The following is a 13,275-nucleotide window of genomic DNA, read 5'->3' on the forward strand; positions in this document are numbered from 1 at the left end:
ATGACGATCCTCAGCGTATTCGGCCTTTCGCCGTGCTTCGATGGCGCTTATCGCGAGATGGCCGCAGGATCGGCGGCGAAAACGGGCTTTGGGCGCGAGAATGACGGACGGGCTCGACCGGGTCGACCGGCAGATCCTCAGGATCCTCCAGCGCGAGGGCCGGATCCCGAACGTGGAACTCGCCGAGCGGGTCGGCCTGTCGCCGACCGCCACCGGCGAGCGCCTGCGCCGGCTGCAGAAGGACGGGATCATCACCGGGTTCGGGGCGCGGCTCGACCCGCAGCTCCTGGGCTTGAGCCTGCTCGTCTTCGTCGAGGTCTCGCTCGACAAGACCACGCCCGACGCCTTCGCGCGCTTCGCGGCGGCCGTGCGGCGCGCCCCCGAAGTCCTGGAATGCCACATGGTCGGAGGCGGGTTCGACTACCTGGTCAAGGCCCGGGTCGCCGACATGCCGGCCTACCGGCGCTTCCTCGGCGAGGGGCTTCTGGGGCTGCCGGGGGTCAACAACACCCGCACCTACGCGGTGATGGAGGAGGTGAAGAGCGACGGGGTGCTGCCGCTTTAATCCAGCGTTCCATGCGTCCGGCGCATGATTCGCCTGCGACATAACGGAGCTTTGCAGCGGGTGCGGAGTTGGCAGAGGGCGCAGCTTGTCGCAGTCTCAGCCGACCGAGCCGCCGAAGAGCGGCCTGACGAGGACGGAGGTACGCCGATGTTCAATCCGAACCGCCTGGTGAAATCTGCCTGGATCGCCGCCGAAGTCTCGCGCGAGAAATCCGAGAAGATCCTGGTCGTCGAGGCCTATATCGCGGTCAGCCCGCTCGAGGGCGGCTTCGATGCCGACCGCTACGGCCGCCTCGTCGAGGACGTGCGCCGCATCCTCGCCGACAACCCGGACATCGACCGGGCCTCGATCCTCAGCGTCCACCGCGAATCGCGCTGCGCCGCCCTGTTCCGCCGCGGGGCCTGCGAGGAGGAGCGCCAGCCCGAACTGGTGGCGTGAGACGCCGGTCGCGTCCCTCCGCGGGTCTTCGAACCCTCCGAGCGATCCCGGATTCTCGCCTCCGGCGAGCCCCGGGACGACATCGAGGGTGTCGGGACCGGGGTGGAAGCGGGCGGGGCCCCGAAGGACCCCGCCCGGAGCCTCACAGCCCCTCGAACAAAGCCGACGAGATGTAGCGCTCGGCGAACGAGCAGGCGACCGTCACGATCCGCTTGCCCTTGAACTCGGGCCGGGCCGCGATCTCGAGGGCCGCCGCGACGTTGCCGCCGGTCGAGATGCCGCTGGGGATGCCCTCGATCCGGGCGAGCAGGCGGGCGGTGTCGAAGGCGGTCTGGTTGGAGACCGTCACCACCTCGTCGATCACGCCGCGGTCGAGGACGCCCGGCACGAAGCCGGCGCCGATGCCCTGGATCTTGTGCGGGCCGGGCTGGCCGCCGGACAGGACCGGGGAATCCTCCGGCTCGACCGCGACGACGCGAAGGCCCGGCAGGCGCGGCTTGATGACCTGGCCGACGCCCGTGATGGTGCCGCCGGTGCCGACGCCCGCCACGAAGGCGTCGAGCTGACCCTGCGTGTCGTTCCAGATCTCCTCCGCGGTGGTCTTGCGGTGGATCTCGGGGTTGGCCGGGTTGTTGAACTGCTGGGGCATGATCGAGCCCGGGATCTCCTTCAAGAGTTCCTCGGCCTTGGCGATCGCGCCCTTCATGCCCTGCGGGCCGGGGGTGAGGGCGAGTTCGGCCCCCAGATAGGCCAGCATCTTGCGCCGCTCGAGCGACATCGTCTCGGGCATCACCAGGATCAGCCGGTAGCCGCGGGCGGCGGCCACGAAGGCCAGCGCGATGCCGGTATTGCCCGAGGTCGGCTCCACCAGGGTGCCGCCGGGCTTCAGCACGCCGGAGGCCTCCATGGCGTCGATCATGTTGACGCCGATGCGGTCCTTCACCGAGGCGATCGGGTTGAAGAACTCGAGCTTCAAGAGGATCTCGGCGTCGATCCCGCGCTCCTTGGCGAGGCGGTTGAGGCGCACCAGCGGCGTGTTGCCGATGGTCTCGGTGATCGAATCGTAGACCCGGCCGTGACCGATCGGGCGGCCGGTCTCCGAAGTGGCGGTGGCGTCGGCCATGGTGTGTCTCTCCGTCGAGGATGCGTCGTCCGCGCACGGGTAGCGGAAATCCGGCGGGCCGTCGAGGTATGTCGATTTATACAGTTTTTGACTGTGAATTGTGCCCTCGCCCGGGTCCCGGCCCGCGTCGGCCGTCGCCGGAACAGCGTTAGATCTTCCGGGTTGGTCGCGGCGCGCGAGCGGGGCACCGTGCCCGGGAGAGGGGGCACGAGTAGGGGGCTTTCCAGTCCGCTCCGTCAGCGTAACCTTGGGTGAGAGTGCCGGTTCGGCAAGATCCTTCGGCGAGCCCCGACCCGGCCCATTCCGTTTCCGCACGCAAGAACCGCCCGAGAGAGCCGCATGTCCGAGACCCTGCATCGCACCGCCCTCGAAGCCGGCTCAGGCCCGGTGGCCGAGACGAACCGGGCGCCGTCCCCGGCCGCGGGACCGCACCGGGTGGTGATCGTCGGCGGCGGCTTCGGCGGGCTCACCACGGCGCGGGGCCTCGGGGGGGCCGAGGGCATCGAGGTCACGCTGCTCGACCGGCGCAACCACCACCTGTTCCAGCCGCTGCTCTACCAGGTCGCGACCGCGGTCATCGCGCCGGGCGAGATCGCCGAGCCGATCCGGGCGATCCTGCGCCGGGACCGCAACGTGACGGTGCTGATGGGCGAGGTCGAGGGGATCGATACGCAGGGGCGCGCCGTGATCCTGCGCGACGGCACCCGCATCCCCTACGACACCCTGGTGCTGGCGACCGGCGCCACCCACAGCTATTTCGGCCATCCCGAATGGGAGCGCTACGCGCCGGGCCTCAAGACCCTCGACGATGCCCGCCGGATCCGCGCCCGGGTGCTGCTCGCCTTCGAGGCGGCCGAGCGCGAGGAGGACCCCGCCGCCCGCGAGCGGCTGATGACCTTCGCGGTGATCGGCGGCGGGCCGACCGGCGTCGAGATGGCGGGCGCCATCGCGGGCCTCGCCCACCACGCCCTGTCGCAGGATTTCCGCCGCATCGACCCGAAGCAGGCCCGCATCCTGCTGATCGAGGCCGCGTCCCGGGTGCTCGGCACCTTCTCGGAGGATCTCTCGGCCTACACCAAGCGGGCGCTCGAGCGGCTCGGCGTCACGGTGCTGACCGATCACGCCGTCGAGGACGTGTCGGAGCAGGGCGTCACCGTCCAGGGCAGGCTGATCCCGGCCGCCACCGTGGTCTGGGGCGCGGGCGTGCGCGCCTCGCCGGCGGGCGAGTGGCTCGGGGTCGAGACGACGCGCCAGGGCCACGTGCCGGTCGGGCCGGACCTCGCGGTGATCGGCCGCCCGGGCGTCTACGCGCTCGGCGACCTCGCGATGCTGAAGGCCGAGGACGGCACGCCCCTTGCCGGGCCTCGCCCAGGTCGCGGACCAGCAGGGCCGCTATCTCGGCCGCTCCTTACGCGCGCGCATCCTGCACGGCAGGGCGCCGGCACCGTTCCGCTTCCGCAGCCGCGGCAACCTGGCGATCATCGGGCGCAATGCCGGCGTGGTGCAGTGGAACCACGTCAAGCTCAAGGGCGTCCTCGCCTGGATCGTGTGGGGCGTCGCCCACGTCTACCTGCTGGTCGGGTTCCAGAACCGCATCGTCGTGACCCTGCGCTGGCTCTGGGCCTACCTGAGCTTCCAGCGCGGCGCCCGCCTGATCGCCGAACGCGACGAGGCCGTGATGGCGCTCATCCGCGGCCGCACGCCGGCCGAGCTTCCCCCACCCTGAGAACCCGTCAGCGAGGCCTGCCATGGCAAAGCCACCCTCCGACCTTCCGCCGACCCGCACGATCGAGCCGATCGCGACGCCGCCCGATTCCGCGGCGCCGACCTCGGCCCAGCTCAAGGCCGACATCGACAGCGGCCGCACCGGCGACAAGACGGAGGTGTTCGATCCCGGCCTCTCGCCGCTCGGCACCGACGACGAGGCCGCGGGCAACCCGCCCTCGCCCGAGCGGGTGGCGCTGGCCCGGAGGACGGAGGGCGCGGAGCGCTGGAGCGGCGGCGGCGAGACGAAGTCCTACGCCCATCACCGCCAGAACAAGGCGCTGTGGTTCTTCCTCGCCTTCATCGTGCTGGCGGCTCTGGTGTTCGCGTCGGTGGCGTGGCTGCGGTGAGGGCAGGGACGATCCGGGTCCCTCGACCGGGATGACAGGGCGCCGCCCTCTCGCTCGGGCGAAGCGGGGCGCTCCCCTTCATCGCGCCTCCCGCCGCACGAAGAACGGCGTCGGCTCCAGTTCCGCATCCTCGTGCGCCACCATGCGGGGGAAATGCGCGTCGGCCTGCGAGACGAACAGGTCGCGCACCAGCGCCTGGGCGAGCCGCGTCGCCCCGATGCCGAGGCCCGGGATGTCGCCGGCGAGCGCCCCGTGGCTCAAGCTGACGCCCCAGTTGAAGACGTGCAGCAGGTTGAGTTCGGGCAGCTGGCCCGGCACCCGCTCCAGCATCTGCATGCCGTCGCCGAGGTAGGGGAAGCGCGCGGCCTCGGGATGGGCCTGGGCTTGCGCGGCCGGGACCCGCTCGCCCCAGGTCAGCACGGCATCCCGGAACGGCGCCAGCTCCGGCCGCCGGGTCAGGTCGATGTCGAAGCCCACCGCCACCACGGCGGCGTCGACGGCGTAGCGCCCCTCGGGCGTCTCGATCACCAGGCCGTCGGGCGCTTCCGCGATGCCGCTCCAGCCCTCGCCGAACCGCACCGAGAAGCCCGGATGGCGGGTGCAGCGCAGGACCGATTCGTGCGGCGGCGGCGTGCCCTCGCCCATCATGAAGGTCGTGAACGCCCAGCGCCACGCGTCGTCGAGGGCCGCGTAGCCGCGCAGGAAACCCGGGAAGGCGGCCCATTTCGACTTGTTGACCTGCGGGAAATGCGAGCGGCGCACGAACAAGGTCACCGCGGCGGCGCCCGCCTCCAGCGCCGTGGCGGCGTTGTCGATCGCCGAGGCCGAGGCGCCGAGCACCGCGACCCGGCCGCCGCGGAACCGCGAGAAATCGATCGGGTCGGAGGAGTGGAACAGGCGGCCCTCGCCGCCGGCCGCGAAGGCCGGCATCCGCCGCCCGCCCGAGCCGTCGCGGCCGCAGGCCAGCACCACCTTGCGGGCGTAGACCGTCTCCGGCCCGGCCGGCCCCTCGATCGCCGCGCCGATCAGCCCGTCCGCCGGCCACAAGCAGTCGAGGCGGGTATCGTTCTCCACCGGCACGCCGACGGTGTCGCGCACGAACAGGAGGTAGCGCAGCCAGTCGAGGCGGGGGATCTTGTAGAGATCGCGCCAGCCCTCCTCTCCCGCTTGCGCCTCCCACCAGGCCCGGAAGGTGAGGGAGGGGATGCCGAGATCCGGACCCGTCAGGTGTTTGGGCGAGCGCAGGGTCTCCATCCGGGCGAAGGTACCCCACGGCCCCTCCGCCCCCCGGGGCGCCTGGTCGACGATCCGCAGGTTCGAGACTCCCTCGCGCAGGAGCGCGAAGGCGGCGGTCTGGCCGCACATGCCCGCCCCGACCACCAGGACATCGAGGGCCGGGCGCCCGTCCGGGCCCGCGACCGGCAGGGTCCAGGGTGCGGGCGGGTGATTGAGACGGGCGAGGTCGCGCCGCACCTCGGCGGCGAGCGCCGTCAGACCCTTCACGGCAGCAGCCTCCTGGTGGATATCCATGCCCGTCGCTTCCATGCCCGCCACTGTCCGGAGCCTCCGATGGCCGAATTGTCCTGCTTCTACAGCCTATCCTCGCCCTGGTCCTACCTCGGCGGGCCGAAGCTCCAGGACATCGTGCGCCGCCACCGCGCCCGGCTGGTGCTGAAGCCCTTCGACTTCCAGGAGGTGGTGCCGAAGACCGGCGGCGTACCGATCCGGACCCGGCCGCAGCCCCGTCGCGATTATCATGCCGTCGAACTCGCCCGCTGGAGCGACCATCTCGGCCTGCCGCTCCACGTCACGCCCCGGCACTACCCGATGGAGAACCCGGCGCCGAACTGGAACAAGCATGCGGGCTGGACCGTCATCGCGGCTCAGGCGGCCGGGCTCGACGCGTTTCCGCTCTCGCACGCGATCCTGCGGGCGCTCTGGGCCGAGGAGCGCGACATCGCCGATCCGGCCGTGCGCCGGGCCATCGCGGACGAGAACGGCTACGACGGTGCGGCCCTGGTGGCGGCCGAGGGCAGCGAGGCCGTCCAGGCGGAGTACCGCCGCAACGGCGCGGAGGCGGAGCGCCTCGGCGTGTTCGGCTCGCCGACGATCGTGCTCGACGGCGAGCTGTTCTGGGGCCAGGACCGGCTCGACTTCGTCGACCGGGCGCTCGCACGGCGGCTGGCATCCGCCAGGGGCTAACCCGGCGCAAGCCTGGCCAGAGCCGGGCGCATGGCGCCCGGCCCCCATCGTGCGACAAGGGGCGGGGGCGAGAGCCTAACAATGCCCCGACGACGCGAGGAAACATGCACAACAGCGAGGCGATCTGGCGGCACGTCGAGGAGCACGCGGCGGCATTCACGGCGTTCTCGGACCGGGTCTGGGAGATGCCGGAACTGAACTTCCAGGAGGTGCGCTCGGCCGCCGAGCACACCGCCATGCTCCGCGCCCACGGCTTCCGGGTGACGGAAGGGATCGACGGCATGCCGACCGCCATGATGGGCGAGGCCGGCGAGGGCGGTCCCGTCATCGCGATTCTCGGCGAGTACGACGCCCTGCCGGGCCTGAGCCAGGAAGCGGGCGTCGCCGAGCACCGGCCCCGTCCGGGGGAGGGCGCCGGCCACGGCTGCGGCCACAACCTGCTCGGCGCCGGCGCGCTCTTGGCCGCCACCGCCGTCAAGGACTGGCTCGCGAAGGAGGGCCTGCCCGGCCGCGTGCGCTACTACGGCTGCCCGGCCGAGGAGGGCGGCGCCGCCAAGACCTTCATGGTGCGCGACGGCGTCTTCGAGGACGTCGACGCCGCGATCACCTGGCATCCCGGCCCGTTCGTCTCGATCTGGGAGCCGGTCTCGCTGGCGATCCAGCTCGTCGACTTCACCTTCGCCGGCAAGGCCTCGCACGCGGCGGCAGCCCCCCATCTCGGGCGCTCGGCCCTCGACGCGGTCGAGCTGATGAATGTCGGCGTGAACTACCTGCGCGAGCACATGCCGAGCGACGCGCGGGTGCACTACGCCTATCTCGATGCCGGCGGCATCGCCCCGAACGTCGTCCAGGCGGCCGCCACCGTGCGCTACCTCGTGCGCGCCGCCGACCTGCCGAGCCTCCTCGACCTCGCGGCCCGGGTGGGCAGGATCGCGCAAGGTGCGGCGCTGATGACCGAGACCACGGTCGCGAGCCGGGTGGTGAGCGCCATGTCGAACCTGCTGGCGAACCCGCCGCTGGAGCAGGCGCTGCACGCCAACCTGATGCGGCTCGGCCCCCCGCCCTTCGACGCCGAGGACCGCGCCTTCGCGGAACGGATCCGCGCGACGCTGACCCGGGAGGACATCGTCTCGGCCCATCGCCGCTTCGGCGTGCCGGTGACCGATGCGCCGCTCTGCGACACGGTGGTGCCGCTCGGTGCGGTCGGGGAGCGGATGATGGGCTCGACCGATGTCGGCGACGTGAGCTGGGCGGTGCCGACCGTGCAGGCCCGCGGCGCGACCTACGCCATCGGCACCCCCGGCCATTCCTGGCAGATGACCGCCCAGGGCAAGACCCCGGCGGCCCACAAGGGCATGATCCACGTCGCCAAGGCGATGGCCGGCACCGCGGTCGACGTCCTGCGCGACCCCGAGTTGCTCGCCCGCGCCAAGGCCGACCACGCCGAGCGGCTCTCGCGCACGCCCTACGCCAGCCCGCTGCCGCCGGACCTGGCGCCGCCGCTCGACATGGCGGGCTGATCGAGTTGGCGGGCCGATAGGCCCGGCAAGCGAACCTACGCCAGCAGGTCGCGATGCTCGCGGTGGCGCCGCAGCCACGTCGCCGCGTAGCCGCAGAGCGGCACGATGCGCGACCCCTCCGCCCGCGCGGCCTCGGCCACGCCCCGCATCAGCCGGTCGGCGGTGCCGGTGCCGCGCAGGGCCGGGGGCGCGTAGACGTAGGCGATGACGAGGGTGCCGGGCTGGCGGCGGTAATCGGCGTAGGCGACCTCGCCGTTCACCTCGAGCTCGAACCGGCTCCGCTCCGGATTGTCGCGCATGGGCCTGTCAGAGGGTTCGCGGGGCTGTGGAAGGGGAAGCGGCGGAGGCTGGAGCGGTTCCGCGCCGCGCGGGCGGGCCGGGAGCATCCGACGGCCCCGATCCTCCCTTCGCGACGTCCGGGCAGCGCCGCCGGGCGTCGCGGCCGGCGGCCTCAGCGCTTGCGCACGAACTCCGTGCGCAGCACCAAGCCCTTGATCGTGTCGTGGCGGCAATCGATCTCGTCGTCGGCGTCGGTCAGGCGGATCGAGCGGATCACCGTGCCCTGCTTGAGGGTCTGGTTCGCGCCCTTGACCTTCAGGTCCTTGATCAGCGTGACGGCGTCGCCGTCGCTCAGGAGGTTGCCGGAGGCGTCGCGCACCTCCCGGGCCGCTGCCATCGCCGGTCCGCCGGCCGGGCGCCACTCGCCCGTGGCCTCGTCGTACACGTAGTCGTCGTCGCCAGCGGTCACGCTCGTCCGTCCTCCGTTTGCGCGGGTGTTGTCGCCGGCCGGGGCGGCCCCCCGCAAGGGGTTGGACATCAGATGACCGGGAGGCCGCGCTGCTTGGCCTCCTCGGCCGGCTCGACATGGATCGTCACCACGGCGCCCGGCACCGCGCCCTCGATCGCCGCCTCGAGCCGGTCGCAGATCGCGTGCGATTCCGCCACCGTCATCTCGCCCGGCACCACGAGGTGGAAATCGATGAAGGTGACCTGGCCGGCGTGCCGCGTGCGCACGTCGTGGGCCTCCAGCGCGCCCGCGCCGTGCTCGGAGATCAGCCGGCGGATCTGCGTCACCATCTCGGCCGGCGCCGCCTGGTCCATCAGGCCGCTGACCGAATCCCGCACCATCGCGCCGCCCGACCACAGGATGTTGACCGCCACCACCGCGGCGATGATCGGATCGAGGATCGCCCAGCCGGTCGCGGTGGCGAGGCCGAGGCCGATCAGGACGCCGCCGGAGGTGAACACGTCGGCGAGCACGTGCTTGCCGTCCGCCACCAGGGCCGGCGAGCGCCAGTCGCGGCCGCGGCGGACCAGCATCACGCCCCAGACCAGGTTGATCACCGTGGCGAGCCCGTTCACCGCGACGCCGGCGAGCGGCGCCTCGAGGGTCTTGGGCGCCTGGACCGCATCGTAGGCGTCGCGCAGGATCACGACCGCCGCCACGATGACGAGCGCGCCCTCGATCACCGCCGAGAAGTACTCGGCCTTGTGGTGGCCGTAGGGGTGGTTCTGGTCGGCGGGCTGGGCGGCGACGCGCAGGGCCACGAAGGCCGTCATCGCCGCCACGACGTTGATGATGCTCTCGAGCGCGTCCGAGTAGAGCGCGAGGCTGCCGGTGATCCACCAAGCCCCGAACTTGAGGGCGAGCACCAGGAGGCCGACCCCGGCGCTGGCGAGGGCGGCGGCTTGCGCGCGTTCCATGACGATGATCCGGGTTGGTCTGTGCCGCAGCGCGATGGACGCTGCTGCGGCGCGGCGCCGCTCCCATAAGGCGGGGCGTTCCGGAAGGCCACGGCACAGGTCATAGCCCGGGCTAAGTGCACCTCCCAAAACTCCCGCTGCGCTGACCCCGCCACAGCGAGCGGCGACGGTGATCGGGAGTCTCGTGAGAGACACTAAGGCCGCGGGCGCCGGCCCGGAGGGCCCCGCCGGTCTCGTCAGGTGACGGCGGACCGGGCCGGCTCCCGGGCCTGCTCGCGCAGGCGGCTCACCTGCGCCCGCGCCCGGGCCGCGGCGGACTTGCGGGCGTAGTGCCGGCGCATGAAGCCGAAGCGGGCGGAGGCCGCGAGGCTCTCGAGCCGCTCCGCCTCGCACTCCCACCAGACGACGAGCTCGGCATCGAGGGTCGGATGGCTGGGCATGACGGACGACTCCTGGAACGATCCCGCTCCAGATGGGGCGCCGGACGCCGGCGCGCCACTCGGCCCCCCTCGCGGTCAGGTGCGGATCACCTGGTAGAGGCCCGGATGGTGCGGGAAGCGTTCCATCTCCGGTCCGACCAGGGCCCGGAAGGCGGGGTCCGCGGTCGCCGCCAGGAACGCCTCGGCCGAGCGCCAGGTGGCGAGGTTGACGAGCGGGAAGCGGGCGCCCGGCGCGACCGTCCGGTGCAGCCGCGTGTCGACGAAGCCCGGCTGGCGGCGCAGGTGCTCGGCCGCCCGCTCCCAGTAGGCGATGGCCGCCGCCTCGTCCCCGGGCGCCACCTCGAACGGATTGATCAGCACCACGTCGCTCATGAGCCTGTCTCCGGCGCAGCCTGCTCCTCGTCCCGCTCCAGCGCGGCGCGCAGGCGCCGGAGCAGGGTCGTGGCGTCGTCGAGGGCGGCGGGCTCGCACCCTCGCGCGATGCGCTCCGCCCAGGCGGCCTGGCGCTCCGAGGCCGCCGCGTAGGCGCGCCGCCCCGATTCCGTCAGCACAACCAGGGCGGCGCGCCGGTGATCCGGGTTGGGCGCCAGCGCCACGAACCCGTCCGCCGTCAGTTCGGTCACGAGGCGCCGCACCGCCTGCCGGGTCAGCCCCATCGCCCGGGCCGCCCCCGCCACCGTGAGCGGCCGGCCCGCGAGCGAGACCGCACCCAGCACCTGCCAGCGGGCGCTGGTGAGGCCGAGGTCGCGGGTGAGGCCGTCGCCGGCGGCGAGCAGGGCGCCGTTGAGGCGGAAGACCTCGAGGATCAGTGCGGTCGCGGCCTCGGCCCGGGACATTCTGCCCTCCTTCATTTCGACAGCATAATTCCAATACGACAATATGCTGTCAACCTGCCGATGCGCCGTGCCCCATTGATCCGGCGCGGAAATCCTGGCTGAAGGGCCGCATGCGCGTGGACCTGTTCGATTTCGACCTGCCGGAGGACCGCATCGCCCTCCGGCCCGCGGTGCCCCGGGACGGCGCCCGCCTGATGCTGCTGCACGAAGGCCACCCCCCGGAGGACCGGGTCGTGCGCGACCTGCCGGGCCTGCTGCGCCCCGGCGACGTGCTGGTCTTCAACGACACGCGGGTGATCCCGGCGCGGCTGCACGGCCTGCGCCACCGGCCGGAGGGCGGCACGGTGCGGGTCGAGGCGATGCTGCACCTGCGCGAGGGTCCCGATCGCTGGCGCGCCTTCGCGCGCCCGGCCAAGCGCCTGCGGGTCGGCGACCGGGTCAGCTTCGGCCGGGCCGGGGAGGGCGAGACCTGTGCCCTGACCCGCCTCGACGCCACCGTCGCCGAGCGCGGGGAGGGGGGCGAGACCACCTTCGCGTTCGACCTCGCGGGGCCGGCCCTCGACGAGGCGGTGGCGGCCTTGGGCGAGCTGCCGCTGCCCCCCTACATCGCCGCCAAGCGCCCGACCGACGCGCAGGACGCCGCCGACTACCAGACCGTGTTCGCCCGCGAGCCCGGGGCGGTGGCGGCCCCCACCGCCGGCCTGCACTTCACGCCCGACCTGCTCGGAGCTTGCGCCGCCGCCGGCCTGGCGCAGGTCCGGGTGACGCTCCATGTCGGCGCCGGCACCTTCCTGCCGGTCAAGGCCGACGACACCGACGAGCATCGGATGCACGCCGAGATCGGCGAGATCGCGCCCGAGGCCGCCGAGGCCCTGAACCGGGCCCGCGCGGCGGGCGGGCGCATCGTCGCGGTCGGCACCACGGCCCTGCGGCTCCTCGAGAGCGCGGCGGAGCCCGACGGCACGATCCGGCCCTGGACCGGCGCCACCGACATCTTCATCACCCCGGGCTACCGCTTCCGCGCGGTCGACGCGCTGATGACGAACTTCCACCTGCCGCGCTCGACGCTGTTCATGCTCGTCTCGGCCTTCGCCGGGCTCGACGCGATGCGGGCGGCCTACGAAGCCGCGATCCAGCGCGGCTACCGCTTCTATTCCTACGGCGATACCAGCCTGCTCTTCCGGGCGGAGACGCGATGACCGACCAGTTCAGCTTCACCGTGGCGGCGACCGACGGTCCGGCCCGCACCGGCGAGATCCGGATGCCGCGCGGCGTCATCCGCACCCCGGCCTTCATGCCGGTGGGCACCGCCGGCACCGTCAAGGCGATGTACCCGGAGCAGGTGAAGGCGCTCGGCGCCGACGTGGTGCTCGGCAACACCTACCACCTGATGCTGCGCCCCGGCGCCGAGCGGGTGGCGCGGTTAGGGGGCCTGCACGCGATGATGCAGTGGCCCTACCCGATCCTGACCGATTCCGGCGGGTTCCAGGTCATGTCGCTCGCCGGGCTGCGCAAGCTCGACGAGACCGGGGTGCGGTTCCAGTCGCATCTCGACGGCTCGACGCATCTCCTGAGCCCCGAGCGCTCGATCGAGATCCAGGGCCTGCTCGGCTCCGACATCCAGATGCAGCTCGACGAGTGCGTGCGCCTGCCGGCGCCGGAATCGGCGATCGAGAGCGCGATGCGCCTCTCCCTGCGCTGGGCCGAGCGCTGCCGCATCGCCTTCGGCGAGCAGCCCGGCAAGGCGATGTTCGGCATCGTGCAAGGCGGCGACATTCCCGCGCTCCGGGTCGAGAGCGCGCGGGCGCTGGTCGATCTCGACCTCAAGGGCTACGCCGTCGGGGGGCTGGCCGTCGGCGAGCCGCAGGCGACGATGCTCGCCATGATCGAGACCGTCGAGCCGCACCTGCCGACCCACAAGCCGCGCTACCTGATGGGCGTCGGCACGCCGGACGACATCGTCCAGGCGGTGAGCCGCGGCATCGACATGTTCGACTGCGTGATGCCGACCCGGGCCGGCCGCCACGGCATGGTCTATACCCGCCACGGCCGCCTCAACCTGCGCAACGCGCGCTTTTCCGAGGACAACGCGCCCCTCGACCCGGAATCGACCTGCCCGGCGGCCAACCTCTACAGCAAGGCCTACCTGCACCACCTCGTCCGCGCCGGCGAGATTCTGGGCATGATGCTGCTGACCTGGAACAACCTGTCCTACTACCAGGACCTGATGGCGGGCCTGCGCGCGGCGATCGCCGCCGGGCGGCTCCAGGACTTCATCGGCGAGACCCACGAGGGCTGGCGGAAGGCCGAGCGCGACCGGGCGGCGTGAGCCG

15 protein-coding genes and 1 pseudogene are annotated in these 13,275 nt (G+C 72.5%); 8 read left to right on the top strand and 8 right to left on the bottom strand.

What is annotated here, in order from left to right; genetic code table 11:
- The first annotated feature begins 100 nt into the window (after positions 1 to 100).
- Both DK419_RS05860 and DK419_RS05865 read left to right on the top strand, forming a co-directional pair.
- Positions 101 to 565 (top strand): Lrp/AsnC ligand binding domain-containing protein, encoded by a 465-nt coding sequence (locus tag DK419_RS05860; RefSeq protein WP_109958259.1) that lies wholly within the window; start codon positions 101 to 103, stop codon positions 563 to 565.
- Positions 566 to 712: 147 nt separating this feature from the next.
- A complete protein-coding gene (locus tag DK419_RS05865; RefSeq protein ID WP_109958260.1) occupies positions 713 to 1,003 on the top strand; it encodes a hypothetical protein in 291 nt (96 codons plus the stop codon).
- 142 nt (positions 1,004 to 1,145) lie between these two features.
- On the opposite strand, the gene cysK is transcribed toward DK419_RS05865, so the two are convergent.
- Positions 1,146 to 2,126: a cysteine synthase A gene (cysK, locus tag DK419_RS05870; protein ID WP_109958261.1), complete on the bottom strand. Its 981-nt coding sequence runs from the start codon at positions 2,124 to 2,126 to the stop codon at positions 1,146 to 1,148.
- Positions 2,127 to 2,465: 339 nt separating this feature from the next.
- Between cysK and DK419_RS05875 the strand changes: the two are divergent.
- A pseudogene (locus DK419_RS05875) lies at positions 2,466 to 3,852 on the top strand (NAD(P)/FAD-dependent oxidoreductase).
- A 22-nt stretch (positions 3,853 to 3,874) separates the two neighbouring features.
- The gene (locus tag DK419_RS05880) at positions 3,875 to 4,240 is read left to right on the top strand and encodes a hypothetical protein (protein WP_109958262.1); all 366 of its coding nucleotides are present in this window, start codon (positions 3,875 to 3,877) and stop codon (positions 4,238 to 4,240) included.
- 78 nt (positions 4,241 to 4,318) lie between these two features.
- On the opposite strand, the gene DK419_RS05885 is transcribed toward DK419_RS05880, so the two are convergent.
- Positions 4,319 to 5,743, bottom strand: a complete 1,425-nt coding sequence (locus DK419_RS05885) for an NAD(P)-binding domain-containing protein (RefSeq protein ID WP_162561156.1) — start codon at positions 5,741 to 5,743, stop codon at positions 4,319 to 4,321.
- A 66-nt stretch (positions 5,744 to 5,809) separates the two neighbouring features.
- On the opposite strand from DK419_RS05885, the gene DK419_RS05890 reads away from it, so the two are divergent.
- Both DK419_RS05890 and DK419_RS05895 read left to right on the top strand, forming a co-directional pair.
- On the top strand, positions 5,810 to 6,442 hold the full coding sequence (locus DK419_RS05890; RefSeq protein WP_109958264.1) for a 2-hydroxychromene-2-carboxylate isomerase: 633 nt from the start codon (positions 5,810 to 5,812) through the stop codon (positions 6,440 to 6,442).
- 104 nt (positions 6,443 to 6,546) lie between these two features.
- Positions 6,547 to 7,962 (top strand): M20 family metallopeptidase, encoded by a 1,416-nt coding sequence (locus DK419_RS05895; RefSeq protein ID WP_109958265.1) that lies wholly within the window; start codon positions 6,547 to 6,549, stop codon positions 7,960 to 7,962.
- 35 nt (positions 7,963 to 7,997) lie between these two features.
- Here the strand turns inward: DK419_RS05895 and DK419_RS05900 are convergent, their stop codons facing one another.
- From DK419_RS05900 to DK419_RS05925, 6 genes are all read right to left on the bottom strand, one after another.
- A complete protein-coding gene (locus DK419_RS05900; protein WP_109958266.1) occupies positions 7,998 to 8,261 on the bottom strand; it encodes a GNAT family N-acetyltransferase in 264 nt (87 codons plus the stop codon).
- Between the two features lie 152 nt (positions 8,262 to 8,413).
- Positions 8,414 to 8,710: an alkylphosphonate utilization protein gene (locus DK419_RS05905; RefSeq protein WP_109962149.1), complete on the bottom strand. Its 297-nt coding sequence runs from the start codon at positions 8,708 to 8,710 to the stop codon at positions 8,414 to 8,416.
- A gap of 68 nt (positions 8,711 to 8,778) precedes the next feature.
- Positions 8,779 to 9,666, bottom strand: a complete 888-nt coding sequence (locus DK419_RS05910) for a cation diffusion facilitator family transporter (protein ID WP_109958267.1) — start codon at positions 9,664 to 9,666, stop codon at positions 8,779 to 8,781.
- Positions 9,667 to 9,902: 236 nt separating this feature from the next.
- Complete coding sequence (locus tag DK419_RS05915; RefSeq protein ID WP_109958268.1) at positions 9,903 to 10,106, bottom strand: hypothetical protein; 204 nt, start codon at positions 10,104 to 10,106, stop codon at positions 9,903 to 9,905.
- Positions 10,107 to 10,181: 75 nt separating this feature from the next.
- A complete protein-coding gene (locus tag DK419_RS05920) occupies positions 10,182 to 10,478 on the bottom strand; it encodes an antibiotic biosynthesis monooxygenase family protein (RefSeq protein WP_109958269.1) in 297 nt (98 codons plus the stop codon).
- Complete coding sequence (locus tag DK419_RS05925) at positions 10,475 to 10,942, bottom strand: MarR family winged helix-turn-helix transcriptional regulator (RefSeq protein WP_245442841.1); 468 nt, start codon at positions 10,940 to 10,942, stop codon at positions 10,475 to 10,477. The genes DK419_RS05920 and DK419_RS05925 overlap by 4 nt, the downstream gene beginning before the upstream one ends.
- A gap of 110 nt (positions 10,943 to 11,052) precedes the next feature.
- Here DK419_RS05925 and queA point away from each other — a divergent pair, with 110 nt between their 5' ends.
- The gene (gene queA / locus DK419_RS05930; RefSeq protein WP_109958271.1) at positions 11,053 to 12,141 is read left to right on the top strand and encodes a tRNA preQ1(34) S-adenosylmethionine ribosyltransferase-isomerase QueA; all 1,089 of its coding nucleotides are present in this window, start codon (positions 11,053 to 11,055) and stop codon (positions 12,139 to 12,141) included.
- Entirely contained in the window at positions 12,138 to 13,271 is a 1,134-nt protein-coding gene (gene tgt, locus DK419_RS05935) for a tRNA guanosine(34) transglycosylase Tgt (RefSeq protein ID WP_109958272.1), read from the top strand. The genes queA and tgt overlap by 4 nt, the downstream gene beginning before the upstream one ends.
- Positions 13,272 to 13,275 lie beyond the last annotated feature (4 nt).

The sequence above is a fragment of the Methylobacterium terrae genome, from assembly GCF_003173755.1.
Lineage (GTDB): Bacteria > Pseudomonadota > Alphaproteobacteria > Rhizobiales > Beijerinckiaceae > Methylobacterium > Methylobacterium terrae.

Coding starts and splice junctions, on each gene's coding strand:
- DK419_RS05860 (WP_109958259.1), top strand. CDS start 101: ATGACGGACGGGCTCGACCGGGTCGACCGGCAGATCCTCAGGATCCTC.
- DK419_RS05865 (WP_109958260.1), top strand. CDS start 713: ATGTTCAATCCGAACCGCCTGGTGAAATCTGCCTGGATCGCCGCCGAA.
- cysK (WP_109958261.1), bottom strand. CDS start 2,126: ATGGCCGACGCCACCGCCACTTCGGAGACCGGCCGCCCGATCGGTCAC.
- DK419_RS05880 (WP_109958262.1), top strand. CDS start 3,875: ATGGCAAAGCCACCCTCCGACCTTCCGCCGACCCGCACGATCGAGCCG.
- DK419_RS05890 (WP_109958264.1), top strand. CDS start 5,810: ATGGCCGAATTGTCCTGCTTCTACAGCCTATCCTCGCCCTGGTCCTAC.
- DK419_RS05895 (WP_109958265.1), top strand. CDS start 6,547: ATGCACAACAGCGAGGCGATCTGGCGGCACGTCGAGGAGCACGCGGCG.
- DK419_RS05900 (WP_109958266.1), bottom strand. CDS start 8,261: ATGCGCGACAATCCGGAGCGGAGCCGGTTCGAGCTCGAGGTGAACGGC.
- DK419_RS05910 (WP_109958267.1), bottom strand. CDS start 9,666: ATGGAACGCGCGCAAGCCGCCGCCCTCGCCAGCGCCGGGGTCGGCCTC.
- DK419_RS05915 (WP_109958268.1), bottom strand. CDS start 10,106: ATGCCCAGCCATCCGACCCTCGATGCCGAGCTCGTCGTCTGGTGGGAG.
- DK419_RS05920 (WP_109958269.1), bottom strand. CDS start 10,478: ATGAGCGACGTGGTGCTGATCAATCCGTTCGAGGTGGCGCCCGGGGAC.
- DK419_RS05925 (WP_245442841.1), bottom strand. CDS start 10,942: ATGTCCCGGGCCGAGGCCGCGACCGCACTGATCCTCGAGGTCTTCCGC.
- queA (WP_109958271.1), top strand. CDS start 11,053: ATGCGCGTGGACCTGTTCGATTTCGACCTGCCGGAGGACCGCATCGCC.
- tgt (WP_109958272.1), top strand. CDS start 12,138: ATGACCGACCAGTTCAGCTTCACCGTGGCGGCGACCGACGGTCCGGCC.